The sequence below is a fragment of the Halobacteriovorax sp. XZX-3 genome (assembly GCF_043196495.1).
In the GTDB taxonomy this organism is placed as follows: domain Bacteria; phylum Bdellovibrionota; class Bacteriovoracia; order Bacteriovoracales; family Bacteriovoracaceae; genus Halobacteriovorax_A.
In genome coordinates this window covers 706,311-732,127 of sequence record NZ_JBEBMO010000001.1, presented here as the reverse complement: position 1 = coordinate 732,127, position 25,817 = coordinate 706,311, and the positions used below count along the sequence as shown (strand labels likewise).

Sequence of the window (25,817 nt, the reverse complement as noted above, 5' to 3'; positions counted from 1 at the left end):
ATTATTAATTTTGTAATAGCCGCAAAGCGGTAAAATGGATTTAAATCAAATGGATAAATTCGACTTTTCAACACTATCAAGTTCAGACATTTCTTACATTGACTCTCTCTACGAACAATACGAATCAAACCCGATGGAAGTAGAAGAAAGTTGGCGCAACTTTTTTCTAGGTTTTGAATTCGGTGCCGGTAAAGGTAGCACAAGTGCCGGTGGTGAAGTAAGTGATGAGAAGTTACGTAAAGAATTCAACGTATTCAGACTAATTCAATCTTTTAGATCAAGAGGACATCTTCTTTCGGATACAAATCCAATTCGTCCAAGACTAGATCGTCATGCACGTATCTCTCTTCAAGACTATGATCTAACAGATGCTGATTTAAACGAAGTATTCACTTGTGGTGAGTTTGTTGGCCTTGGTGCTACGACTCTAAAAAATATCATGGACCACATGATGAAGCTTTACTGTGGAAAGATCGGTGTTGAGTATATGCACTCAACTGATACTGAGATGAGACGTTGGTTTAGAGAAGAGTTTGAAACAACTTACCTGAACAAAAATTTCGATGTTGATAAGAAAAAAAGAATCCTACACAAATTGAATGAAGCAAATGTTTTTGAAAACTTTCTTCAAACAAAATATACGGGTCAAAAAAGATTTTCACTTGAAGGTGGAGAGTCGACAATCCCAGGTCTTGATGCATTTATTAACGAAGGTGCAAGACTAGGTGCTAAAGAATTTATTATCGGTATGGCACACCGTGGACGTCTAAACGTTCTAGCTAATACTCTAGGGAAAACTTATGAGTATATCTTTTCTGAATTTGAAGGAAACTCTCTTGAGCAACTTGCTGGTCAAGGTGATGGTGATGTTAAGTATCACATGGGATTTACTTCAGTAACTAAGACTGAAGATAATAGCGAAGTTTACTTAAAGCTTCTTCCAAACCCATCACACTTAGAAACAGTTTCACCAGTAGCAACTGGTTATGCTCGTGCTCAAATTGATATTGCTTACGATGGAGATGAGAGCAAGATTATCCCAATTGTTATTCACGGTGATGCGGCCGTTGCGGGACAAGGGATTGTTTACGAAACACTTCAAATGTCTGAGCTTCCAGGTTACCGCACTGGTGGATCTCTTCACTTTGTTATTAATAACCAAATTGGTTTTACTACTGACTTTACAGATGCTCGTTCATCACACTACTCAACATCTGTTGCTAAGATGCTAAATATTCCAGTTATTCACGTAAATGGTGATTGTCCAGAAGACGTTGTTTACGCATGTGAGCTTGCAGTTAAGTTTAGACAAAAATTTAAGCGCGATGTTTTCGTTGATATGGTTTGTTACCGTAAGCACGGACACAACGAAGGTGATGAGCCGAAGTATACTCAACCAGAATTATACGGGATGATTTCAAAGCATAAGAATCCTCGTGAAATGTATATTGAAGAGCTTGCTAGTCACGGTGCAGTTGATAAGGCCGTGGCAAAAGAAATGCAAGAAGAATACAAAAACCTTCTTTCGGATCGTTTTAACAATGTTAAGCAAAATGTAATTCCTAAGAAAGTTCCAGGGCCTCACCAGCAGTGGAAGAACGTTCGTTTTTCAACTCTAGAGGATTTTACTAATTCACCTGATACAAGTGTTGATAAGAAGACACTTGAGAATATTATTTCATCAATCACGCAGACTCCTGAAGGATTTAAAACTCTAAGAAAAGCACAAAAGCTTCTTGATCAAAGAAAGGCTTCTTTTGAAAATGGTCAAATTGATTGGGCACTTGCTGAGTTATTTGCGTACGGCTCGATCCTAACTGAAGGTAACGATGTACGTTTCTCGGGAGAAGACGTTATTCGTGGGACATTCTCACACCGTCACGCAAAAGTTTTTGATGAGAAAACAAATAAAGCATACTGTGGCCTTGAGCACCTTACGACAGGTCAAGGAAACTTCTATATCTATAACTCACTTCTTTCTGAGTATGCGGTACTTGCATTTGAATATGGTTACTCGCAAGCAACACCTCACGCTCTTAATATCTGGGAAGCACAATTTGGTGACTTCACTAACGGTGCTCAAATCGTAATAGATCAGTTCATTTCAGCAGCAGAAAGTAAGTGGAGAAGAATGTGTAACTTAGTAATGCTTCTGCCTCACGGTTATGAAGGAGCAGGACCTGAACACTCTTCTTGTCGTCCAGAAAGGTTCTTACAGCAATGTGCTGAAGAGAATATGGTTGTTTGTAATATTACAACTCCAGCAAATATGTTCCATGCTCTTAGACGTCAGCTTAAGTGGGAGTTTAGAAAGCCTCTTGTTGTTTTCACTCCGAAGTCACTTTTAAGACATCCTCTATGCCAGTCAAAAGTTGAAGACTTCACAACTGGTAAGTTTGAAGAAGTATTTGATGATACTTGGGTGAACCCAAAAGACGTTAAGAAGGTCGTTCTTTGTACAGGTAAGATTTACTACGATCTACTTAAGTACCAACAAGAAAATGATCGTAAAGATGTTGCAGTTGTTCGTCTTGAACAATTATATCCTCTTCCAACTGAAAAAATTAAGGCGATCCTTGATAAGTATCCAAACGCAACTCATCGTTGGGTACAAGAAGAGCCTTCAAATATGGGAGCATGGATGCACTTAAATCGCTGGCGCGATACTTTTAGAGATATTGATTGTATCTCAAGAAAAGCTTCGGCATCTCCTGCGACAGGATACGCTTCAGTACACATGAAAGAACAAGAAACAATTGTAGAGAATGCATTTAAATAAATAAGGAAAAGAAAATGGCAATCGTAAAAATTACTATTCCACCAATTGGTGAATCAATTACAGAAGTTGCTCTAGGTGAGTGGCTAGTAGCTGACGGTGACTATGTTAGTGAAGGTGATGAACTAGTTGAAGTTGAATCAGATAAAGCAACACTTCCTCTTCCTGCGGAAGAAAGTGGTATCATTAGAATTATCGCAGAAGAAGGTGCTGAACTTGAAATTGGTGCTGTTGTAGCTGAGTTAGATACATCTGCAGCTCCGACACAAGCTTCAAGTGATGATGCTCCTACAACAGTTGAAACTCCAAATACACCGGCAAGTGCTCCAGTTTCGGGTGGGGATAAGAATTATCCATCTCCAGCTGCTGCTAAAATTCTTGCAGAAAAAGGCGTTAGTGCTGGTTCAGTTGCTGGTTCAGGTAAAGATGGCCGTATCACTAAGGCTGATGCAATGAACGCAAGTGCTGCTCCAAAAGCTGCTCCTGCTGCCGCTGCAAAGCCTGCTCCTGCACAGGAAATTGCTGTTCAAGCTCCAATGGGTGGTGCAAGTAGAGCAAAAGAAGAAGTAAAAATGAAGCGTATTCGTAAGACAATTGCTAAGCGTCTTGTGGAAGCAAAGAATACGACTGCAATGCTTACGACATTTAACGAAGTTGATATGTTCAATGTAATGGAGCTTCGTAAGAAATATAAAGATGCTTTCAAAGACAAGCACGACATCGGACTAGGTTTCATGTCTTTCTTCACAAAAGCATGTACAAAAGCACTTATGGAAATCAAAGGTGTTAATGCACAAATTGATGGTGAAAATATCATCTATCACGACTATGCAGATGTTGGTATCGCGGTATCAACTCCAAAAGGTCTTGTTGTTCCAGTAATTAGAAACGCGGAAAGCTTAAGCCTTGCTCAAATTGAAAAAGAAGTAAGAAGACTTGCTCTTAAAGGGCGTGATGGAAAGCTTACAGTAGATGAAATGACTGGTGGTACATTCACTATCACAAATGGTGGTGTTTTCGGTTCAATGCTTTCAACTCCAATTATTAACGTTCCACAATCAGCGATTCTAGGAATGCACAATATTGTTGAAAGACCAGTAGCTGTAAACGGTCAGGTTGTTATTCACCCTGTAATGTACTTAGCACTTTCTTATGACCACAGAATCATCGATGGTAAGGAATCAGTAACATTCCTTAAGATGGTTAAAGAGATGATTGAGGATCCGGCCAGAATGCTACTGGACATCTAATAAGTATATTAAAGAAGATTAAGGATTATATATGAGTAAAGAATTTGATGTTGTTGTTATTGGTTCAGGCCCTGGTGGATATATCAGTGCCGTACGTTGCGCGCAACTTGGTATGAAGACAGCAATCGTAGAAAAATATAATACACTTGGTGGAACATGCTTAAACGTTGGATGTATTCCATCGAAAGCATGGCTTGATTCAAGTGAGAAATTTCATGAAGCAACTCATGAATTTGAAGCACACGGAATCACAACAGGTAAAGTAAAGGCCGATATTAAGAAGATGGCAGAGCGTGTAGCTGGTGTTGTTGCAGATACTTCTGGTGGTATTACTTACTTAATGGGTAAGAATAAAGTTGAGACTTTCCATGGGGTTGGATCTTTCGTTGATGCTCACACTCTTAAAGTTTCAGGTGAGAAAGAGGAAACTCTTAAGGCCAAACACTTCATTATTGCAACTGGTTCAAAGCCAGCGACAATTCCTGGGATTGAAATTGATAAAGAAAGAATTATCACTTCAACTGAGGCCCTAAAGCTTGAAACACTTCCTAAGCACTTCATCGTAATTGGTGGTGGTGTTATTGGTCTAGAGCTTGGTTCAGTATTTTTAAGACTTGGTTCTAAAGTTTCTGTTGTCGAGTATGCAGATTCAATTCTTGCGACAATGGATAAAGACTGTGCAAAAGAGATGACTAAAGTTCTTAAGAAACAAGGTATGGAATTCTATACTGGTCACGGTGTAACTGAAGTTGTTAGAAAGGGCGAGAAGGTAATCGTAAAAGCTAAGAATAAGAAGAACGATGAAGAAATCAAATTAGACGGTGACTACTGTCTAATGGCAGTTGGACGTCGTCCATATACTGACAATCTTGGTCTTGAAAATGCTGGTGTAAATCTTGATGAGCGTGGGCGTGTTATCACTGACGATCATTTAAGAACTAACGTTTCTCATATCTATGCAATTGGTGATGTTACAACAGGTGCTATGCTTGCTCACAAAGCTGAGGAAGAAGGTGTTGTTTGTGCTGAAATCATTGCTGGTCAAAAACCACATATTAACTACAATCTAATTCCTGGTGTTGTTTATACTTGGCCAGAGGTTGCTTCAGTTGGTGTAACAGAACAAGAGCTAAAAGCTAATAAGACTCCATATAAAGCAGGGAAGTTTCCATTTAAAGCAAGTGGACGTGCTCGTGCTTCAAACGAATCAGCTGGTTTTGTAAAAGTACTTGCTTGTAAAGAAACAGATGAGATTTTAGGAGTACACATTGTCGGTCCTCGTGCTGCTGACTTAATTGCAGAAGCAGTTGTGGCAATGGAATTTAGAGCTGCTGCTGAGGATATTGGACGCATTTGTCATGCGCACCCAACTTACTCTGAAGCATTCAAAGAAGCTGCTCTTGATGCTTTTGATAAAAAACCTTTGAACATCTAAGCAAATATTTAAAAGGCACCTTAGGGTGCCTTTTTTATTTCACCTGAAGACAGCTCAAAACTCCCATCCAAAAATATTTTTCGAATTAAATAACCATCAACTTTTTCATTTGCTCGACGCTTTTGAATGAGAAGTTGTATCGGTTTTGAGAAGTTACAAGAGTTGGCCGTCTCTAAATCTTCATTAAAGAAAATTGTTCGAGGTGGACACTTAAGTTCAAGGGTAATTTTATCTTTCTCATCAAAGTAGTGGGCCAGGCCTTCTGAGTCTGCTAACCATGGCCTTTGATCGTTGACGATGATAACTTCATCTTCTTTTTTTTGAAACGCTTTAAATGCCTTATATAAGCTTGATTCTGATGGCCTTGTAAAAAGATAGCTATGAGGATTGTGACGGGTAAAGTTTAGTTTTGTTAGGACTTCTTTTTGAGAAAAGCTATGTCCTAAACGGTTTAGAAGTTCGCCATGCGACTCAATAGCAACGACAGGAGCATTAAGTTGGGTGATGATATCATCAAGAATTTTACCAACTGGAAAATAGAGAAAGAAGTAATCAATTTTATGGTTTTTAATTAATTCCTCTTTAAAGACATCGTTGATAAAAATATGTTTTGTGTCTTTGAGTTTGTCGAGGCCATATTCGATGCGCTCTTTGACTGGTTCAATACTAATGACTTTAATATTTGGAAAGAAGTGATTGGCCACGAATGCCATCTTTGCATAGGATGCGCCAATATCACATACTGTGAATTCTTTATAATTCTCTAATTCATTTAGCTTTTGTAGAATTTCATAAAAGTCTAAGAGTGAGGTATTAATGGCCTCTTCTTTTAGGCCACATAGGTAGAGTTCTTCGGAAGATTTTAAATTATTCTTATTTAAAAGCTCTTCGGTGATTTCAATAACTTCTGTTTGAAAGCCTATTAAATCGGCCAATTTTTCTTCTTTTTTTTGTAAGTGGTTTTTATTGTAATTATCCAAAAATCAATACCTTATTTGGTTTCAAATAGAAGTTTGTAAACAAAAACAGAGTAAATAGCTAATATTATTAAATTTTAGTTTAAATCTTACCGATATACTAGAAAGAATAGTAGAGGAAGTATTGAAGAAACTTTTCATTGCAGACACATTCACAACTTTTAGAGAGATCGATCTTAATGATCTCTATATTGAAGCGCTTTCTGGAATCGTTTTTTCAAACCAATTTGGTTTTGACGTTAAAAAGTCTCAATGGGTTGAGTTGTCTAAGATGAGTTTACCTCGTGTAATTACAGATGCTCTTAAGCAAGCTCCTGAGACATTTGAAAAACCAGCTTCGGCACCAAATGGATACAGTATTAAATTGGAAGAATTAGAAATTAAGAATAATCATAATAATGATCTATTAGATGCAATTTCAAAAATTGTAAAAGAAGAAGTTTCTGCAATTGGTGTACAACTTCGAGAAGAGTTTAGTGAGAAAATTTCCTCTGTAGAAGAGAGAATCGGTGATATCACGCAACTTGTTGGCTCTTCGAGTGGTGATCGTAGTGAGGCCATTCTTACAAAATTAGAGTCTGTGTTAGATGAAACAAGTTTAATTAGCGATGTAAATCGTAAGATTACAAAAGTTCTATCAACAACGCGTGAACTTGAGGATGGAAATACTAATACTCAAGAATATCAATCAAAGTTTAATGCTCTTAAAATAAAATATAAAAATCTTGCAGTTGAAAATAAATTAGCAAGAAAGAATCTTTCAAAGGTTATTGCTAAGGCCAAGGCCTTAAATGCTAAGTTAGAAGTCGCTGAACAAGAGTTAGCAAATTTTAAATCATACACAGATAGCAAGATTGGAATTTCGGCCGTAAATGATTCAGTTGAAATTGAAGAAGTTGTTAGCGAAGATAACACTCCAAGTACTCCAAGGATTAACCTCATTCCTCGTGACTCTCTTGTACTAGAAGACGAAGATCGTACGGTTGAAATTGATCTTAGTGAAGAGGCCACTGGTGAGTTTGATATCTCTAGTGGAGGGCTTGAAATTGCAACACGTGCACAAGCTGATGATGAAGAACTTGATCGCTTGAATATAGAAGGCCTTAAGAACGGTAAGTCGTTTGAAATTTCAAATAAGAAAACATGGCAATACGATACAGGAGCTGGCGTTGTCGGTCCTTTACGTTTTGATGAAATGCTTGTTGATTTTGAAAAGAAGATTGTTACGTCTTCCACTCTTGTTAAAAAGAAGGCAGGTGCACCTTGGGTTGCAGCAAAAGACTGTCTTGAGCTTAATACACAAGCACAACTAATATTTGAAGATAAAGAAAATCCTGAAAATAATAAGTATCAAATCGAAAGAACTGAGTATCGTGTCGAATTACAAGAACTAGTTTCATTCTCGCTTGTTGGTGTTCAAAAAGAGTATAAGGGATACCTTACTAACTTATCACTAAGTGGTGGCTTTGTTGAAGTGACTAAGTTTGAGAAAGAATTTGACAAAAATACTCGTGGAACGATTTATATCTCAGAGGGGATTTTTGGCCGTGCTGTCGCTATTGACTTCACAATCATGAGGGCATCTAAGAATCGTCCAAGAGGCTTTGGTCTTCGTTTTGAGTCTGTTTCAGACGCAATTATGGAAGTTATCGGAGAGTGTATGATTGATATTCTCAACGATAATGAAGAAGCAAAAAAAGCAGCTTAATCAACTATTTCGCAATGCACATTAAAAAAACAGACTAGATCAGTCTAAGTTCTTGAAAAAATAAATGTATCCGTTGATAATTAAGAAAAGGAAATGGTGGTTCGGGCGGGACTTGAACCCGCACGGGGTTGCCCCCACTGGATTTTAAATCCAGATTGTCTACCAATTCCAACACCGAACCGCTATTTGTGTTTAACGATTTTGGACTATAACGTGTATATTTGTCAATTCAAAAAAACTACTAAATTCATTTTTCTTTTACTTGCAATTTTTATTGTAGGTTGTGCAACAAAAAAAATTGTCCTTCCCACATCGCAAGTTAAGCCTACTTGGTTTGCAGGAGAGGGGAATTTTAATTATCTAACTTATGAAGGTAGAGTTGTTCCTCACTTATTCTTCGACTTTGCACCTCGTATGGATATGCGTACTAAACTTGTAGACGTTTTTATTACGACGCCCCGTGATAGTGAAGTTAACTTTGAGCTCGATTTAGTTAGTGGACGAATTTTTAAAGAAAGAAAATTATGTAAAGAAAAAGACATCTGGAATGATTATACTTCTAAAGTTCATACTCCAAATTTTTCTTGGGCCGTGATTCCAAGACTTCTTGGGCGTAATGGAAAACCTCAACGTGTAGCTGTTTTTGGTGATCTAAAATACCTTGTTGATGGAAGTTTTCCACGAGAAGAAACTGTTCAGGTACAAATAATCGGAGGGTATATCTTGAAGTCTTGTTTAACAGGACTATGCGACCTAAATGATGACTGGGAGTCTGAAGTTATTCTTGTTGCAAAAAGTATGCTTGATGAGTCTCTTCAAGAAGTACAGGGCCTAAATACTCTAAAAAAATATGTGGATTGGGGATATGCCAAAGCATTTATTGAAAACTCAATGGGAAGAAATGATGTCGGCCGAAAATTAAAGGGTGCTTATCGTCTTGAATCTCCAATTCTTCCAAATCGCGCGCTGAAGTATGTTATAAACTCTGGTCATCTATTTTCTAATGATGAACTTCAAACACTAAAAACATCTTGCCGAAAAGTTTATGATGATGCTCTTGATATTTTTCAAAAAGAAGAAGGGCTTTCGAAACGCTTTATCGACTTTTATCGTAATCACCTTGATCGATTCAGTCTATGTCGTAAATATGTTCGACCTTTCAATATACAAAAAGAGAAAGATAAGCATTGGAAACTTGAATTCTTAACTGCTTTTGAAAATGCTGTTCATACAGGTTACTATTTTGATTGTCGCTTAAAGACATGGGTTCGCAACGTGAGAAATAGTAAAGGTAAATTCGTTGTGGATCAAAGAAAATTAATTGGAGGTTGTCGAGATAATGAAATTGCTGCTTCATTTCCTGCAGCGATAACATTATTATCTAGTGCATCCAATTCAGGAGCACCATACTATCGTTATATTGAATATGATAGTGGGGCAGACACATTCAATCAAAAGATATATAATTGGGTGTGGTCAAATGGAAAGAAACAAAGCTGTGCTCCTAAAGAAGAGAATTCAGCGCCGATTTTTCCTTATGATGTAAGATTCACTTTAGAGTAATTGGAAAACTAAATAGATGAATATTTTTGAAGTAACAGATATAGTTCAAGTTAAGTCAAAGGCCGAGCTTTCAATGTTAATGCTGGCACACTTTGATGATCAGCATATTGTCTTTACTGGCCTATCTTGTATTGATCTTCTAAATGCTAACGACTTAAAGGATAAATATAATCTTTTAAATTCTCGTTTCTTATTGATTTATCAATTTCAAAATCTAAATGATCATAAACGAATTTTTTATGCACTAGCTTTAAGTTATGGGCAAACGGCACAATCTTTTGGACACTTATTTGAGTCAATGACTTGGTTTGAAGCAGAAGTTAGTCGTAACTATGGTGTACATTTTTATCGCAAAACAGATCGCATACAATATGAGATTGTCTCTCCTAAAGCAAAGTACTATTTAGAGAAGGATAATCATCTTCTAGATGAATCTCAGGTCGAACTTTGCTCTGATTACTTTGCGCCTTTAAGTGTTACAGGGGAAGAAATTGAAGTTCCTATTCGAAAATTTGACTCGTCAATTTCAGATTCTAAAATTCGTTTTAATATAGATGAAGATCATATCGATGATGTTGCGTTTGACTTTGATTTTAATAAATCAAAATCAATAGAAAAGAATATCGAAGGTAAGGGAGTTGATGAGGCTATTTCGCTTTTATTAGAATCTGATCTTCCTCTAAAGAATATTACATCTCTTCTTGCTCTCGAACTCAGCGAGTACATTACAAGCAAAGTTAATAGTAGTGCTGTGAAAATTCATCGCATGTTTATTTATGAAATTTTTTGTGCACTTGAAAACTTAAAATGTTTAGAAAGAGTATTTAATCGATCTTCTTTCAATGAAGTTTATCAGATCCTAAATCATCAAGTTGAAACTCTTTCAGGCTTAATTAATATAACTGATATTAAAACAAAAGATGATCTTGTAAAACTTATTAATACTGAAGATCGCAAATGGGTTTATGATGTTAGAGATCGTATTCATGACTATCAAGACGTTGTTACTGATATTTTAGCGACAGTTGAGGGGAATAAATTCTTTCTCAATTTAGATAATTATTTTAATTCTAATCTTGCTGCTTTAGGCTTCTCTCTCAAGTCTATGCCACTACAAAGTTATGGTTATCAATACAATATCAAAAAGTATGAGCCTTTCTATGAGTACAATGATCTGGCAAAAGCGGAATTCTTGGCCCTAAAGGGAACAACTTACGAATTACTTTTAATTCGATTAAAAGAACTAAAAAATACATATTCAAATATTATAAAAATTTGTGAAGAGTATCCTATTATTAGAAATGAAAGAGATACTGATACAAATATAACTAAATCTGGAATTTTTCTTGCTACAACTCAGGTTTCATCTGGTGAAGTTTCAATCCTATCGTATATTAAAGAAGATGGTATGTTAGATCGATTTCACTTAATGTCACCAACAATGGCAAACTTAAAATACTTCTCTAAAAGATTAAAGAAATTTGCACTTTCACAAATTGCTTGTGAGTGGAATGCTTTAGGAATTAGTGAAGAGGAAATTATAAAATGATTCTTTCAAAAAATATTTATAGAAATAGATGGCGCCTTGCAATTTTTATCAAAAGAGTTGCTCTGTATATAAAGTTAAAAAGACTTCAGTAGATCACGTACTAAAATTTCATTTTCTGAAAAGACAAGTGGTGTTTGTGCAAATAGCGGAGCTATTTGATTGATAAATAGACTTCGGTCTTGTTCGATTGCACCAAAGGACTTTGTAATTGGAGTCACCATTTGCGTATCTAAGAATGGAATAGTGTATTGTTTGACGACATGAAGAATTGCTAATAATGCGATCTTTGAAGCATTTGATTCCTTGTAGAACATTGATTCCCCACTTAAGAAGTGTCCCATGCTTACGCCGTAGAGTCCTCCAATTAGGTCTTTTTCTTGATTCCATACCTCGACACTATAAGCAAGGTTTTGATGAAAAAGATTAAAGTAGCCTTCGACGATTTCATCAGTAATCCAAGTTCCTTCAATGGAGTCTGAGTGAATCTGCTGACAGTTTCTGATCACAGATAGAAAGTCTTTGTTAAAGGTAACAGTCCAGTCACACTTTTTTATAAACTTAATAAGAGAACGATTTATTTGAATGTCTTCAAGGCGAATAACTCCTCTTTGTGGAGGGGAAAACCAAGCTAGGGGATACTCTTGAGATATTGGCCATGGAAAGATTCCATTTTGATACGCCAATAAAAGGGAGTCATGGTGGAGATCTCCACCAATAGCTAGTAGGCCTTGCTCATCTGCGACTTCGACTGGTGGGAATTCAATTATTGGCACTAATCATGGCCTCCATCATAAGAGCACTCATTGCGGCCCCTACTTCAAGTGTTGTTCGAGAGCCTTCTTCGCTTAAGCCTACAAGTGGAGCAATCTCAACCATGTCTGCACCAGTTAGGTTAAAGGCATTAGTAAACTCTTTTATCATTATAGCACATTCATGTGGCATCAGTCCCTCTGGTTCAGGTGTGCCTGTTGCGCTGGCAACACTTTCATCGAGGGCATCAATATCAAAGCTAATATAAATTTCTTCAATTCCTTGGGCCTTAAGTTCTGCTACTGTTTTAAGTGCTAATTCTTTTGCTCCTATTTCCTTAACGTCTTTTGCCCAATACTGATTGAGTCCAAATTCACTTTCCCAGTGTTCTTTTGATTTTCCAGTTGAACGAATACCAAATTGATAGCAATGTTTTGGTGTTTCAAGATCATCCAGAACATGAGTTAGCCAAGAACCAAAACAATAATCAATACCAAGTCTTTCTCTTAACAGGTCAGTATGCGCATCAAAGTGAATAAGGCCTACTTTCTTTCCAAGTGATCTTCTATTGTTGATCCATGATTTTACTAGTGGAAAACTTACTGAGTGATCTCCACCGATACTGAAGATTTTTAAATCCTTATTATGTTTAAAGACTTCATCAACACTTGCTTTGGCAATACTTAGTGGAGAGACACTTAAGTTCTTTCCACCGTACAATGCATTTTGTGCACTCTTTATTGTTTCATCATTTAAGTACTTGTCATGAAGAAGGTGAGGAATAACTCTGATATCACCTAGGTCAAAACATTGCTTATAAGTATCTAAATGGTCTTCGATTAATGTGTTTCTTAAGAATAAAGGTCCCCAGTTTGCACCTCTTTGGATCCCTCCTCCACAGTCGGATGCGACACCAAGAATTGCACAACCTTTTACGTTAGAAAGTTTGTTAAGTTCATTACTCCATGCCGATCTGATTGCGGCATCTTCAGTCGTTTTATAAAGCACTTGAGTTAGCTTATCTTTTCTCTCTTTTGCTGTGTTAACTGTGAATACACCAAAGCCTGGAGGGCAAAGGTAGTCATTTAATAATGTTTCATTCTTGTCACTCATATATATTCCCTTAAATTTAAATTAAAAAATCGCCTTTAACACGAGAGCTTAGTAGTGCTGTCTTGTAAAGGTCAAGGCCTTGATCGTGTAGGTAATCACGAATCACACGCTTTTCAAACTTTATAATAGCATCGTTAATTCCCTTGTACACTCCTGCAATATGGGAACTTAGAGTTATATTAGAAAGTTGCTTAAATTGATTAAAGTCTATTGGCTCTTTCTCAAAGACGTCGATAATTGCATGAGCATCTTTATTATTGCTTAGAAAGTTTATTAAGGCCTGTTGCTCAATTAATTTTCCTCTGGCCGCATTCATAATGAGAGTGTCTTTTTTTAATAAAGCAAACATCTCTTCATTAAGAATATGGTAAGAAGTCTTATTCAATGAACATGCCATGATGATGATATCTGACTTTGTCAGTTCTTCTTTTAGGTATTTGTTATTTTGCTGCTTATTTTGGTATGGATCGTAATAGCTAACTTTTACATTCAATGTTTCAAGAGCATTGCCAAGTCTTGCACCAATTGGTCCACGTCCGATGATTAGAGTTTTCTTTGTGTGCAAGAGCTCTCGATTATAGCTTCGTGCTTCATCCCATTGGCGTCTGTAAGGAATTTGTCCTTGATGATTGAGTAATGCTTGAAGGTAGAATTGCGCTACTGCATTTGCTCTAATCTCATTTCCTAAAACAATTGGGAATTTTGCTCTTTTCACAAACTCAAGTGAGAAGTTATCATAGCCCGAGTTTGGATGAATCCAGAGGACAATATTGGCGTGCTCTAGTGATTTAACAATACTCTCATTATTCGTATAGCTCGTTGAGATAACAATGACGCTTTCGCCCTCTGGGATCTCAATAGGTGTGTCCACGCACTTGATACCAAGTTGGCCTAGTGACTGCCTTTCTTTAACGCGAAAGGCCTCACCTTGATAGCTCGAAATTTCTGGTCGATAAAAGTAATAGTTCATACCCTTAATCTATCAACTTTTTCTTTGCTTTGCTAGAATCCGCTGTAAATTAAGTCTTTCTTGATCGTTTTACACTTCTTATAAGTGCGATAACGGCCATTTATCGTTGAGCGCTGATCATGATCAACAACTTTAATTAACTGACATGACTTTATCTTCTTTCTGAACATATCTCTTGATTCATCGTAGATAAAACCAAGATTATCTCCCATTTCTTTTTTAGTAATGCTAAATAGCTGATGTTTCTTATTGGCCTTAATTGAGGCAACAAATTCAATACCCGATCCTTTACGATAAGCATTTTCGATAATTTCATCTGGAGAAATAGTATTTCTTCCTAAGATATAACTTGTTGGCCATCTCTTGTGTCCATAAGCATGGTATGGAACCTCTGAGCATACTACCTTATCAAGTGTTGTGACATCGAAATTAAAATCATACTTCTTATTAAGTTGCTCTAGTGCAACCTTTGACACCATCTCTCTTGCCCACTTATTTTCTAGAATTCCCTTTTCACGAATAATTGTGATTTCATCAATTTCTAAAAAGTCTTCAAGGGAAACAAGGCGACTTCCTGGTCGAATCGACTCAACAATTGTTTTTCCTTTGCGAATATCATTATGATACTTTTTAATAAATGGTGTATTCCATAGTCCTGCTAGTTTAAGCTTTTGTTCTGTACCAAGATAAATGGCAATATGACCAAAGTGTCCTGGGATAAAAAAGTCTGTTGCAGCAAAAGGTGTTTTTTCTGCAATAATATCTAGCGGCTTTAGTACCGTCTCTAGGTAATCAAGTGCTCGTTCGTTAGCATACATATGACCATGGCGAAAACGCAGTTTTCCAACAAGGTTACCAAATAGCCCTGAGATAAAGTTTGTCGTACGATTAAAGATTTCAATAAACCAATCGCCAATACTGCTAAATTCAATTGCAGGTAGTCTCTTTCCAAGTAAATGTTTTTCGATCTCAAACTTCTCTACAAGAACAACTCCTCTTGTAAGGTCAGGATTTAAAAGCTTTAGATAGTAGTAGTGATAATCAAGAAAGTTTCTAAGGTCTTCTTGTAACTCCTCATGGAATTTCTCACTCTTTGCAATTTTTGTAAATTGCTTAAGAATCTCAACTTGTTTTTCATTGTCGAGAATCTTAATAATCTCTTTTGTAACTTTTTTGATTGTTTTGATTTCATAAAAAATATTGTGAGTTACTAAGTAGAGGTTCACGTAGTTTAGTTTTGCAAGTAGGTTTGTCACCTTGATTTGTGCATACTCAAGTTCAGAATACGAGCGTTTATTAGAAAGGTCTTTTACAGTATAAAGACTCGATTTCTCCATAATGAGTGCGACTGTATTCATTAGATTACCAATGATTGATAAATCAGAACCTTTTATTGGCTTATGATCAATTGATTGACGATAAATGAGTTTGCTATAGTCGATAGTCACATTTACGAGATCACTACTTGCATTGATTAATTTTTCTAGTTCACGAATATTGTACCCAAGCTTTTGTGGGTCATAGTCAGTATCGTTTATTCTTTCTTGAATCTCATTGATTTGAGTCATTGTAGAATGGAACAACCTATTGTCTTCTTTGCTCTGGGCATGAGCGTAGAATACGTTCACAGTTAAGAGGAAAATGGCGATAATTTGTTTCATTTATTAGTCCTAATTTCTGAATTCTTTCGCGTCATTATGCCATTTTAGGTACTTAGCGTGTTGTAAATTGTAAAATTTTTAACTTTGTCTATTCTTTAGTGGGTCAAACTATGTTAAAAGGAATGTATATTTAAGTACTTAGAATAAGCGAAAGGAAAAACCATGATATCGATCAAGTCGAAACGCGAAATTGAATTAATGAGAGCAACGTCGAAATTAGCGGCTTCTACTCTTGAGTATATTGAACCATTCGTAAAGCCAGGTGTAAGCACTGAAGAGCTTAATAATCTTTGTCACGAGTATATTATTAAAAATGGTGCGTATCCTTCGCCATTAAATTATCACGGTTTTCCAAAGTCGGTATGTACTTCACTTAATGAAGTCGTTTGCCACGGAATTCCAAGTACAAAAGATGTTTTAAAAGACGGTGATATATTAAATATCGACGTGACAACATACTTAAATAAATTCCACGGTGATACTAATAAGACTTTCTTAGTTGGTAATGTTTCTGATGAAGTGAAGAAACTTGTTGATGTAACTTACCAATGTATGATGGAAGGAATTAAGCAAGTTCGTCCAGGTGGCCATATTGGTGATATCGGTGCTTCAATTATGGAGATCGCACACGATCACGGATACGGTATTGTTGAAGATTATTGTGGACACGGTATTGGACGAGAATTCCATGAAGATCCACAAGTTGTTCACGTTGGAAAAAGAGGTAAGGGCGCAGAAATGAAGCCTGGTATGACTTTTACAATTGAGCCAATGATCAACCTTGGAACAAAGGACTGTAAAGTTCTTAAAGATGGTTGGACAGTTCTGACTAGAGATAAGAAATGGTCTGCCCAATTTGAACATACAATCTTAGTTACTGAAGGTGGCTTTGAGATTCTTACTCTTAGAAGTTACGAGGTTCATCCTTAATTGTGAATACAAGCCTAATTGCACCAGATTTAAAAATTAATGATCCTTGTCGAGTTGAGCTTAGGTTTTCTAAGCTCAATGAAGTAAGAGAGTACTTTGTTGAAAGTGATGATAGTGCACTAAAAGATGCCATCATGACGATTCTTGAAAAGACGAAGAATTCAAAGTCACAACTAATACTTGAAATCGAAAAAGCTCTAAGTGAAAATTCGAGTCATTCTCTTGAGCTATTTAGCTTCTTCAAAGAAGTTTTAAATTATTTCTCTCCTAATCAACTTATGGCCATTGATACGACAAATACACTTTGTCGCTGTTTTGGTGTTAGTCGCCAAGAAGTCGCAGCTTTAATTGAAAGGGGAGCAAGTGATCCTCTTACGATTACAAACCTGTCAAAGGCCGCTGGTGGCTGTGGTTCGTGCCTGGCCGATATTGTTCCGATGTTTAAATCAAATCGTGAGGAAAAGGTTATTCCTGCAGTTACCTTTAATGGTTTCAAAAAAGATAAGATTGCTGGAAAAAGACCATATCAATTTCTTTTAGAGGATATTTATCCAATGGTTGAAAAACTCGGAAAGATATCTGTTGAAGGCCTAATTGGTCACCACCTCTATGTCATTGGTGATGAACAAACTCCTGAGGCGCAAGATTTCATTAGTAAAGTCTCTTCGCTAGATTCTCAGCTTAGTGTATTCTTTATTTAGTTTGAGCTTGCTTAGGTTTTTGGCATTTCTTTAAGATAGCATCGACATTCTCTAAAGCATCATAAATCTTTAAAAGAGATTCTTTAGATCCTTTTAAAGTCTCTAAGCTTACTTCTCCTTCAAGATAGCGATAGCGAGCATAGAACTCTTTTAGGCCAGGAATATTAGACTCAAGGCAATCGGCACTACTTGCTTGGATTTGAATCTTTGCGAGATAATCCATTAGGATCTTAATCGACTTTAGACGAAACTCATTATAAGTCGACATCGAATACTTAACACCAATTCCACCGTCTTCTTCTTTGAAGTCGAAAATATTTCTTTGGCCAGTTGTCATGGCCTTAAGTAATTTAAGCGTCGGTGATTTACTCGGATCAGAACAAAACTTATTGTAGTAACCTTTAGAAAATTGCGGATTACCAACTGATGAAATCTCATTAATCATAATTTGATTTAAGTGATAGCGGGGCCCTGTCTCAAACCTTTTGGCATAGTAACTTTCTTCTTGTCCAAGACAGAGCAAGATCGTCTTTGCCTGTGTTGGAAGAGCTATCATAAAATTAACAATAAAAATTAATAATGGGTATTTCATTCGTTCTAACTGTGTTAAATTATTAGTATTAATTTATTTTACTTTAAGTATGGATGGAAAACTAGGGTAAGTTTTGAAAGAGATGGGTTTAATTGACCATTTAGAAGAGTTACGCTCTGCACTTATAAAGATATTAATCATAATTTTGATATCTTTCGTGGCCTGCTACGCCTATGGTGACCTCATCCAGGAAGTTCTTTTGAAGCCTCTGCGAGATGCTCTTGGTGATTTTGGAGGGGGAAAGGTTGTCTATCTTGGACTACTTGATAAGGTTCTTTCTCAATTTCAAGTAGCATTTTACTCAAGTGTTATTCTTTCTTGTCCTCTTTGGTTTTATCAGGTTTGGAAATTTATCTCTCCAGGTCTCTATGATCATGAAAAAAAGGCCGTTAGGCCATTTCTTATTATTGGGCTCTTCCTGTTTGCTATAGGCGTAAGCTTTGGCTACTTCATCGTTTTTCCACTAACATTTCAAACCCTCATGGGCTTTGGTGTACAAAATGTTGAAGCAACAATCGGTCTAAAAGATTACCTCGTTCTTTCAAGTAAGGTTCTTGTTTTCCTTGGCCTTATTTTTCAACTACCAAATGTACTTCTTATTTTAGGCTTTATGGGCCTAGTAACAAAGCAGTCCCTAGCTAATATGAGACGTTATGTTTATGTTGGCTTCGCTGTCGTTTCTGCTATGTTAACTCCTCCTGATGTCATTACAATGATGGGACTTTGGCTGCCGTTAGTCGTACTTTTTGAACTGGGTATTTTAGCTGTTGCGTTAATTGTTCACCCATATCTTTCTCGTCATCACATGAAATAGACGGTATGATTTCTTTATGAAATCACTACTAAAGAAACACGTATTATTAAGTTTAATTTTTGGCGTCTGCCTTTCATGGTTTTTTGCAACCGTCTTTATCGACTTCATTGCAGCTCCAAGTATTTTTAGAAATGTTAGCTCTCTAAAAGAAGCAGGAACTCTTGGTGGAATTATCTTCACATCGTTCAATATTATTGAAATGATTTTTGCTATTCTTTTGATCATCGCAGCTTTTCTTTATAAGAAAAAAGGGAAGGCTTCAATGGTGATGAAGTTTATTGCCCTAACAACACTTGTCTTGGCCATCGTTTATACAACTAAACTATCACCAGGTATTCGCGACTCTCAGATTGCAAAATCAAATTACACTCACACTGATGAAGAGTATCAGGTGTTTGAAGAGAAGCTTAGAGGTTATCATAAACTCTATGTACGACTTGATAGTTATAAACTTCTAGCTCTTCTTACAATGTGCGGAATTTCACTAACGAGTCTAATGCGTTTAGAGAGCAAAGAAGGTGAGGCGTGATCTTAGTTACAGGAGGCGCTGGATTTATTGGAAGTGTTCTTGTTGCAAAGCTTAACGAGCTCGGACGTGATGATATCATTATTGTCGACCGCTTTGATCATGATCAGAAGTGGAAGAATTTAAAAGGCGTTAAATATGCTGAATATTTTCATGCTGATGAGTTTATCGACATTCAATTAGAAGAAGTTCATAAGCAGATTTCTTGTATCTATCACATGGGTGCTTGCTCATCCACAACTGAGATGGATATGGATTATCTGATGACTAATAATGTTGGTCATTCAAAGTTCTATTTTGACCTGGCATGTGATTTAAATATTCCATATATCTATGCATCTTCTGCGGCCACTTATGGTGACGGTGAGCTTGGTTATGAAGACAAAGAGGAGGAGCTTGGAAAGCTTCGCCCTCTAAATCCTTATGGTTACTCTAAGCAATTATTTGATGAGTGGGTTCTAAATCAAACTGATCGTCCAAAACATTGGTTTGGCCTTAAATTTTTTAATGTCTATGGCCCTAATGAGTATCATAAGGAAGAGATGCGCTCTCTTGTCCATAAAGCATACGAACAGATAAATGAAGTTGGAAAGGTTAAGCTCTTTAAGTCGCACAAAGAAGGGTATGAGGATGGTAAGCAGCTTCGTGACTTTGTTTATGTTAAAGATGTTGTTAATGCCATGATTGAGCTATCTGAGAAGGAGATGGCGAAGCACTCTGGTATTTATAATATTGGAACAGGTCGAGCCGATAGCTTTCTTAATCTCGTGAATCAAACGTTCATTGCAATGGGACGTGAGCCAAACGTTGAATTTATCGATATGCCTATGCATCTTCGTAATCAATATCAATACTACACTCAAGCAGATATGGATAAGTTTAGAAGAATACTTCCAAACTTCGAATTTCGTATCGTAGATGATGGTGTAGCCGACTATGTAAAGAATCATTTAATGAAGGATAATCCATATGTCGAAAGGTTCTAAAGAGTCGGGCTTTGAAGCAATTCTTGAGGCCATCTCTTTAATGAATAAAGAAGAGAAGGAAACTCTTATTTCTAATATCACAAAGATGGACTTTGAATTAGCAGATAAATTACGTGCGAGTATGTATCGTTTAAAAGATCTGCAATTTATCACACCACAGATGATGAGCGAGTTCTTAAGAGAAGTAAAAGTTGAAAGCTTAGGAAATGCCTTAAAGCTAGAAAGGGAAGAAGACCGACAGGGGATTCTTGCAAAACTTCCTAAAAGCATTCGAGAAGATATTCTTTTCTTTATCCAGAAAAAAGTTCCAAAGTCTCAGGCCCTAGAAGCACACCAGGAAGTCATGTTAATCTATTCAAAGATGATCGATGATGAACGCTTGATTATCTCTCGAGACGATAAACTCGTTTAAACTCAACTAAAATTGAGGACTGGTGCGTTCTGACGGTGCCAATACTGGCCTTAAAAAGTCAGTCTGGCCCCAAAATTCATTTTTACACCACGAATTCCATAAAATTTATCCGAATTAAGGCCTTCAAAATTGGCACGCTCATTGCTTTATAATAAGCAGAGAAAGGAATCTCTCTAAAGTTATCAGGAAGAAAACTTTAGGTAAGACGTAATGGACTACTTATTTTTAGATTGAATGGAGATACTATGAACATTGAACAAAAAGAACACTTCAAAAACTTATTCATTAATCTTAAAAATCAGCTGGTCAGTACTACAGGAAGTGTCGAGCAAGTATTAACTAACGAGACTAGCGGTGACATTATCGACCAAACTTCTAATGAGAGAGATGCTCAACTAAAGCTAAAGCTTATGGGAAGAGATAAATTTCTACTTAACAAAGTTAATCGTGCTCTAGAAAAAATTGCAAGCGGTACTTTTGGAGAGTGTGAAGAGTGTGGAGAAGAAATCTCTATCAAAAGACTACATGCTAGACCAATCGCTACTTGTTGTATCTCTTGTAAAGAAGAGCTTGAAAGAGAAGAAAATTCTCGTACATATGAAAAGAGATCACATACAAACGGAAATGCAATGAGTGCACATAATAAGAACGTTGCATTTAAACATGCAGACGGTATGGATGAAAGTACAAATGTTGTTTCAATTGAAACTTTTGCAAGAAGCTTTGATGAGAAGAATGCAGCATTTTAAAAGATAACTTAAAGCAGAGGATAGATAGAAAAAAGGCCAGTTTTGAACTGGCCTTTTTTTATTTGAAATTTTATTTTGTTAAAACAACATAAAGAAGAATGTCTGCTTCTTCATTACTTAGTTCATCTCCAGAAGAGATTTCACCAGCTTCTTCTAGTTCATATCTAATTAGATCTCTAATTGAATCAAGAGTATCTTGATCATCTCTTTCAATTGCTCTTTCAACTTCTTCACGATTAAGATTATTAATCGCTCTTGCTGTAACCTGTAGCGAAGATACACTTACTGCAAAAGAAGTTTGAAAACCTAATGTCGCAGTCATTTCAGTATATAAACCTGCTGCATAAACCCAACCAGTTGTTACCATTGAGCTTGTGTCTAGAAAATCTCTTGTTGTTTCCAGGGCATTGGCCGGATTAGAGATTGTTAATGCCATTAGAATTGATAAAGTTAGTTTCTTCATTGCTTTCCTCAAATTATTCTTCAGTTTCGTTTGGTATATATAGTGCTACATTAATAAGTTGATCAACATCTCTATCTGAAAGTTGATCAAGGCTTTCAATTTGTCCACCAGCTTTTAGGTCCTCTCTTACCATCTCTCTCAAAGAGTCGATGATATCAAGGTCATTTCTTTCAATAGCACGCTCGATTTCTTCTCTGTTATAAATTCCTAAAGATTCTTTAGTCATTTGTACTGCTTCTGACGGATTAAAAACCGCAAGTGATGCTAAAAATGTAGCATGAGTTACTGAACCTACTGCTTGAATTGCTAGTCCGATTGGCGCCACTGTGAAAGCTGTCGCAACAGATGTTGATGGCATATCTTCATTCATTAGACTTGGCATTGCTTGAGCACTATTTACAATTGTTGCAAAAGTGATCGTTGTAAGAAGTAATCTCTTCATTTCGTCATCCTCTTTTATTATTTTGTCTGGCCGACTATAAACGAAAAGAGTCTGGATAGGGCAAGTTTTGAAAATTATATAGAGCGAAAGGCCACCTTTTCTAAATATTAAGCTCTTAACTTCTTAATATCTCGAAAAGGTGGCGTGTACTTTTAGTTTATGTGATTTGATAATTCGCTAATAAGATCTTGAGAACGCTTTACGAATAGATCGCGCTCTTCTGGTTTTAGTCCTTCACTTGAGATACCCGCTAGGTCTTCAACATGCTGACAAAGTTTCTTTGCTAGGTCTTCATTCTTACCACTTGTGTGGATCTTGAATGCACTTTGAACTAGTGGATTTGTCGTATTAACGACAAGTGTTTTCTTAATAGGGAATTGGTGATCGCCACCCATTGACTGAGTCATTTGAGCAAAGCGTTTCATCGACTCATCAACTTTAAAATATGCAGGAGTTTGAGCATTTGCCATGCGGCCAATCTCAAGTCCCTTACTTGCCGGTGCTTCACCTTCTTTTTCTTCTAGTTTAATACCAAGGAATTTCGCAAACATCTCTTTGACTTTAATGTCGTTTTCAGAAGTTGCTTCACTTGCAAGTAGGTTTTCTATTTCAGAATCAACACTTACAAATTTGATTTCAACTTCTTCTTCACCCTTTTTGAATTTCTTCATTTCCGAGTGTTGGATGAAGTGTGGATCGATATGATTATCTGTCTCTAAGGCCTTAATTCCAGCTTCTTTAAGTTGAGCGAGAAGAGATTGGTTGGCCGCATCTTTTTCAAAGTAGAGAATTTTTCCGGCCATCTTCTCTGCGTAGTCTGCAGGTACTGATTCAAGGTATTCGTTTAGTGTAACAAATTGTCCTTCATTAGTTTTAAATAGTACTCGCTCACGCATTAAATCATCAAATTTCTCATCTGATACACAACCATATTTTACGAATAGCCCAATATCATTCCAGATGCTTTCATACTTTGCTCTATCTTTCTTATTAAGAAGTTTTAGGGCCTCTGCAACTTTCTTAACAATATAATTTGAAATCTTTCTAATATTTGGATCACCTTGTAGAGATGATCTTGATACGTTAAGTGGGATGTCATGAGAGTCAATAGCACCTTTAAGAAGTCCTAAGAACTCTGGAATAATATTTTTTACGTTATCAGAAACGAATACTTGGCGACAGTATAGACGAATATTCTTATCACCAACTGGCTTCATTGGGTTGTATTTTGGGAAGAATAAAATCCCGTTTAATGTAAATGGGTGATCAACATTTAGGTGAATCCAAAATAGGGGCTCTCCGTCCATTGGAAATAATTTACGATAGAGACCTTTGTAGTCCTCATCAGTTAATTCCTTAGGGTCACGCTTCCAGATAGGTTTTGTGTCATTTACAATTGTTTCAGTATCTTCTTTATTTGCTTCATCTAATAATGCAATTTCATATGGCATAAAATCACAGTGGTTAGATAGAGTCTCATTTAGTTTCCACTTGTTTAGAAACTCTTCAGAGTCTTCAGCAATGTGAAGTGTAATCGTTGTACCAACTTCTTTTTTATCAGAGTCAGAGAAAGTGTATTCTGTATCACCTTCGCAAGACCATTTTGTTGCTGTTGAGCCTTTAGTCATTGAAAGAGAGTCAACTTCAACTTTTTTTGCAACCATAAATGCTGAATAGAAACCAAGTCCGAATTTACCGATAATATCATTATCTGATTCGCCGCCAACTTCTTCCATTTTTTTTACGAACTCTTCAGCTCCAGAAAAAGCCAGTTGAGCAATGTATTTTTCAACTTCTTCTTCGCTCATTCCAATCCCGTTATCAGTAACCGTGATTGTTTTAGCGTCTTTATTTACTTTTACAGAAATTCTTCCAGTAGGAAGCTCATCTCCCGTTTGACGTGCAAGTGTGGCGCGCTTTGTGATGGCATCACTTGCGTTGGCAATCAGCTCGCGGATGAAGATATCGTGTTCTGAATAAAGCCATTTCTTAATAATTGGAAAAATGTCGCTTGTTGCAACAGAGATTTGTCCTGTGCGATTAGTCATTGATACTCCTTCATATATAATCAAGTAGATAATTGTTCTTACGACCCAAAGATGGGAGCAAAATGATGAGCGTCAAGGGTTAAGAGTAAAAAAATTACTTAAATTCTTAAAATCATTGAAAAAATTAGGTATAAGATAGGAATTCATTTTTATAGCGAGGGAAGTACATGGAAAACCATGTTCAAGATATTCAATTAATTTCAACAGGTGGAACAATAGAGAAGTCCTATAGCGAGAGCGATGGTTCATTAAAGAATCGAGATTCTTTTATTCGCCAGACTATCATTGACCGTCTAAGGCTTCCTTATACGAAGCTTCACATAATGAATATTATCAATAAAGACTCGCTGTATTTCACTGATTATGATCGTCAGGTTTTGCTTAAGACAATAAAGGCGCAGTTGGAGAAAAATATTCCTCTAATCGTGTTGCATGGAACTGATACCATGGCAAAGTCTGCACAGTTTGTTTATGACGCTCTTGACGGCGCAAAAGACTTGCAAGTTCCAATCATTTTCACTGGAGCGATGAAGCCTATGGGCTTTGTTGATAGTGATGCCTTTCAAAATGTTACAGAAAGTCTATATGCTGCTAAAATAGTAGAAGCAGGTGTGTATATTTCTTTCCACGGGCAACTTTTTAAAGTTCCTGGTGTGAGAAAGAATCATGCAAAGCGTACGTTTGAATATATTCAAGACTAACTTATAGGGAGGATGCAAATGGATATGCATCATGAAGAAGTCACTAACGAAGATAGTAAGGACCTTTCTTTTATTGATTCAATGTATGAAGCAGTAAGCGCAATGAAGGGGAATCTTCCTCATTATTTACCACTATTCTTTTTATCATTCGCATTAAAGGCCTATGGCCTAGCATATTTTAATGCTCAAGATGACATGACGGTAATTACGGTGGCCGCGGTAAATGTTTTTGGTACAATTATTCAGTCGGTTTTTATTCTTAATTTCTTCTTCTTTGCTTTCGAAAAATTACCTTATCGAGTTTCAAAAGTTCTGTGGGATATTCCTACGTATATGTTCTACGGCTTTCTTACTTCGCTACTAATGATTCTTGGAGTCGCTTTTTTTGTGATCCCATTTTTTTATGTAGCCTATTTCTATAGTTTTGTTGCCATGACATCGATTCTTTTTGATAAAGAAGGTGAATCGAATTTTGCTATCACAAAAAAGAAAGTTTCAACTCTTGGCGGCACTTATTTAGGGTTTCTGGTGATTTCATTTATCATTGCAGGGATTGCTCAAGTCGTTACTAATTACGCGCCAGGGACGGGGATAGCGATTGAATTAATTTATATAATTTGTCTGTTATTAACTCTGATTCAAGACGTGCTAACAGGGGTTCTTGTTTCCTTGTTTAGAAAAGCCTAGATTCTTCATTATCT

The 25,817-nt window shown here is 36.5% G+C and carries 24 protein-coding genes and 1 tRNA gene; 15 read left to right on the top strand and 10 right to left on the bottom strand.

The window, feature by feature from the left end:
• The first annotated feature begins 34 nt into the window (after positions 1-34).
• From ABMA70_RS03375 to lpdA, 3 genes are read left to right on the top strand one after another with little or no spacing between them, the layout of a single operon-like run.
• Entirely contained in the window at positions 35-2,779 is a 2,745-nt protein-coding gene (locus ABMA70_RS03375) for a 2-oxoglutarate dehydrogenase E1 component (protein ID WP_392991556.1), read from the top strand.
• Between the two features lie 14 nt (positions 2,780-2,793).
• Positions 2,794-4,026, top strand: a complete 1,233-nt coding sequence (gene odhB / locus ABMA70_RS03370; RefSeq protein WP_103216933.1) for a 2-oxoglutarate dehydrogenase complex dihydrolipoyllysine-residue succinyltransferase — start codon at positions 2,794-2,796, stop codon at positions 4,024-4,026.
• A gap of 31 nt (positions 4,027-4,057) precedes the next feature.
• Positions 4,058-5,461 (top strand): dihydrolipoyl dehydrogenase, encoded by a 1,404-nt coding sequence (lpdA, locus tag ABMA70_RS03365; RefSeq protein ID WP_392991558.1) that lies wholly within the window; start codon positions 4,058-4,060, stop codon positions 5,459-5,461.
• 20 nt (positions 5,462-5,481) lie between these two features.
• Here the strand turns inward: lpdA and ABMA70_RS03360 are convergent, their stop codons facing one another.
• The gene (locus tag ABMA70_RS03360; protein WP_392991560.1) at positions 5,482-6,396 is read right to left on the bottom strand and encodes a hypothetical protein; all 915 of its coding nucleotides are present in this window, start codon (positions 6,394-6,396) and stop codon (positions 5,482-5,484) included.
• A 166-nt stretch (positions 6,397-6,562) separates the two neighbouring features.
• Between ABMA70_RS03360 and ABMA70_RS03355 the strand changes: the two genes are divergently transcribed.
• Positions 6,563-8,146, top strand: coding sequence for a PilZ domain-containing protein (locus ABMA70_RS03355; RefSeq protein WP_392991562.1), 1,584 nt, complete (start codon positions 6,563-6,565; stop codon positions 8,144-8,146).
• Between the two features lie 94 nt (positions 8,147-8,240).
• On the opposite strand, the gene ABMA70_RS03350 is transcribed toward ABMA70_RS03355, so the two are convergent.
• A tRNA-Leu gene (locus tag ABMA70_RS03350) sits at positions 8,241-8,327 on the bottom strand.
• A gap of 32 nt (positions 8,328-8,359) precedes the next feature.
• On the opposite strand from ABMA70_RS03350, the gene ABMA70_RS03345 reads away from it, so the two are divergent.
• Together ABMA70_RS03345 and ABMA70_RS03340 are read left to right on the top strand one after the other, a co-directional pair.
• Positions 8,360-9,709, top strand: a complete 1,350-nt coding sequence (locus tag ABMA70_RS03345; RefSeq protein WP_103217555.1) for a hypothetical protein — start codon at positions 8,360-8,362, stop codon at positions 9,707-9,709.
• Positions 9,710-9,725: 16 nt separating this feature from the next.
• Positions 9,726-11,258 carry an NADH-quinone oxidoreductase subunit C gene (locus ABMA70_RS03340; RefSeq protein ID WP_103217554.1) on the top strand — a complete coding sequence of 511 codons (1,533 nt, stop codon included), beginning with the start codon at positions 9,726-9,728 and terminating at the stop codon, positions 11,256-11,258.
• 74 nt (positions 11,259-11,332) lie between these two features.
• Here the strand turns inward: ABMA70_RS03340 and aat are convergent, their stop codons facing one another.
• Genes aat through ABMA70_RS03320 form a run of 4 tightly spaced genes read right to left on the bottom strand, consistent with a single transcriptional unit; the run spans position 11,333 to position 15,752 of the window.
• A complete protein-coding gene (gene aat, locus ABMA70_RS03335; protein WP_392991565.1) occupies positions 11,333-12,031 on the bottom strand; it encodes a leucyl/phenylalanyl-tRNA--protein transferase in 699 nt (232 codons plus the stop codon).
• Positions 12,018-13,121, bottom strand: coding sequence for an arginase family protein (locus ABMA70_RS03330; protein ID WP_392991567.1), 1,104 nt, complete (start codon positions 13,119-13,121; stop codon positions 12,018-12,020). Before ABMA70_RS03330 ends, aat begins: the two co-directional genes overlap by 14 nt.
• Positions 13,122-13,137: 16 nt before the next feature.
• Complete coding sequence (locus ABMA70_RS03325; RefSeq protein ID WP_392991569.1) at positions 13,138-14,091, bottom strand: NAD(P)-dependent oxidoreductase; 954 nt, start codon at positions 14,089-14,091, stop codon at positions 13,138-13,140.
• 32 nt (positions 14,092-14,123) lie between these two features.
• Positions 14,124-15,752, bottom strand: a complete 1,629-nt coding sequence (locus tag ABMA70_RS03320) for a YiiX/YebB-like N1pC/P60 family cysteine hydrolase (RefSeq protein ID WP_103217550.1) — start codon at positions 15,750-15,752, stop codon at positions 14,124-14,126.
• Positions 15,753-15,914: 162 nt separating this feature from the next.
• Here ABMA70_RS03320 and map point away from each other — a divergent pair, with 162 nt between their 5' ends.
• Together map and ABMA70_RS03310 are read left to right on the top strand one after the other, a co-directional pair.
• Positions 15,915-16,682: a type I methionyl aminopeptidase gene (map, locus tag ABMA70_RS03315; protein WP_103217549.1), complete on the top strand. Its 768-nt coding sequence runs from the start codon at positions 15,915-15,917 to the stop codon at positions 16,680-16,682.
• A gap of 2 nt (positions 16,683-16,684) precedes the next feature.
• Complete coding sequence (locus ABMA70_RS03310; protein WP_392991572.1) at positions 16,685-17,383, top strand: (2Fe-2S)-binding protein; 699 nt, start codon at positions 16,685-16,687, stop codon at positions 17,381-17,383.
• Here ABMA70_RS03310 and ABMA70_RS03305 read toward each other — a convergent pair.
• Complete coding sequence (locus ABMA70_RS03305) at positions 17,376-17,975, bottom strand: hypothetical protein (RefSeq protein ID WP_392991574.1); 600 nt, start codon at positions 17,973-17,975, stop codon at positions 17,376-17,378. The genes ABMA70_RS03310 and ABMA70_RS03305 overlap by 8 nt on opposite strands.
• An 82-nt stretch (positions 17,976-18,057) precedes the next feature.
• Between ABMA70_RS03305 and tatC the strand changes: the two genes are divergently transcribed.
• The 5 genes from tatC (at position 18,058) to ABMA70_RS03280 (ending at position 21,462) form a co-directional block, all read left to right on the top strand.
• The gene (tatC, locus tag ABMA70_RS03300) at positions 18,058-18,789 is read left to right on the top strand and encodes a twin-arginine translocase subunit TatC (protein ID WP_233189707.1); all 732 of its coding nucleotides are present in this window, start codon (positions 18,058-18,060) and stop codon (positions 18,787-18,789) included.
• A gap of 16 nt (positions 18,790-18,805) precedes the next feature.
• A complete protein-coding gene (locus ABMA70_RS03295; protein ID WP_392991576.1) occupies positions 18,806-19,318 on the top strand; it encodes a DUF4149 domain-containing protein in 513 nt (170 codons plus the stop codon).
• Complete coding sequence (gene rfaD, locus ABMA70_RS03290; protein ID WP_103217544.1) at positions 19,315-20,301, top strand: ADP-glyceromanno-heptose 6-epimerase; 987 nt, start codon at positions 19,315-19,317, stop codon at positions 20,299-20,301. Before ABMA70_RS03295 ends, rfaD begins: the two co-directional genes overlap by 4 nt.
• A complete protein-coding gene (locus ABMA70_RS03285; RefSeq protein WP_392991578.1) occupies positions 20,285-20,713 on the top strand; it encodes a FliG C-terminal domain-containing protein in 429 nt (142 codons plus the stop codon). Before rfaD ends, ABMA70_RS03285 begins: the two co-directional genes overlap by 17 nt.
• A gap of 245 nt (positions 20,714-20,958) precedes the next feature.
• Positions 20,959-21,462, top strand: coding sequence for a TraR/DksA family transcriptional regulator (locus ABMA70_RS03280; protein ID WP_103217542.1), 504 nt, complete (start codon positions 20,959-20,961; stop codon positions 21,460-21,462).
• A gap of 70 nt (positions 21,463-21,532) precedes the next feature.
• Here ABMA70_RS03280 and ABMA70_RS03275 read toward each other — a convergent pair whose 3' ends face one another.
• The 3 genes from ABMA70_RS03275 to htpG form a co-directional block, all read right to left on the bottom strand.
• A complete protein-coding gene (locus tag ABMA70_RS03275) occupies positions 21,533-21,925 on the bottom strand; it encodes a hypothetical protein (protein ID WP_392991580.1) in 393 nt (130 codons plus the stop codon).
• A gap of 13 nt (positions 21,926-21,938) precedes the next feature.
• A complete protein-coding gene (locus ABMA70_RS03270) occupies positions 21,939-22,367 on the bottom strand; it encodes a hypothetical protein (protein WP_392991582.1) in 429 nt (142 codons plus the stop codon).
• Positions 22,368-22,519: 152 nt separating this feature from the next.
• The gene (gene htpG, locus ABMA70_RS03265) at positions 22,520-24,415 is read right to left on the bottom strand and encodes a molecular chaperone HtpG (protein ID WP_103217539.1); all 1,896 of its coding nucleotides are present in this window, start codon (positions 24,413-24,415) and stop codon (positions 22,520-22,522) included.
• A 167-nt stretch (positions 24,416-24,582) separates the two neighbouring features.
• Here htpG and ABMA70_RS03260 point away from each other — a divergent pair, with 167 nt between their 5' ends.
• A complete protein-coding gene (locus ABMA70_RS03260; protein WP_392991584.1) occupies positions 24,583-25,116 on the top strand; it encodes an asparaginase domain-containing protein in 534 nt (177 codons plus the stop codon).
• A gap of 18 nt (positions 25,117-25,134) precedes the next feature.
• On the top strand, positions 25,135-25,803 hold the full coding sequence (locus ABMA70_RS03255; RefSeq protein ID WP_103217537.1) for a hypothetical protein: 669 nt from the start codon (positions 25,135-25,137) through the stop codon (positions 25,801-25,803).
• Positions 25,804-25,817 lie beyond the last annotated feature (14 nt).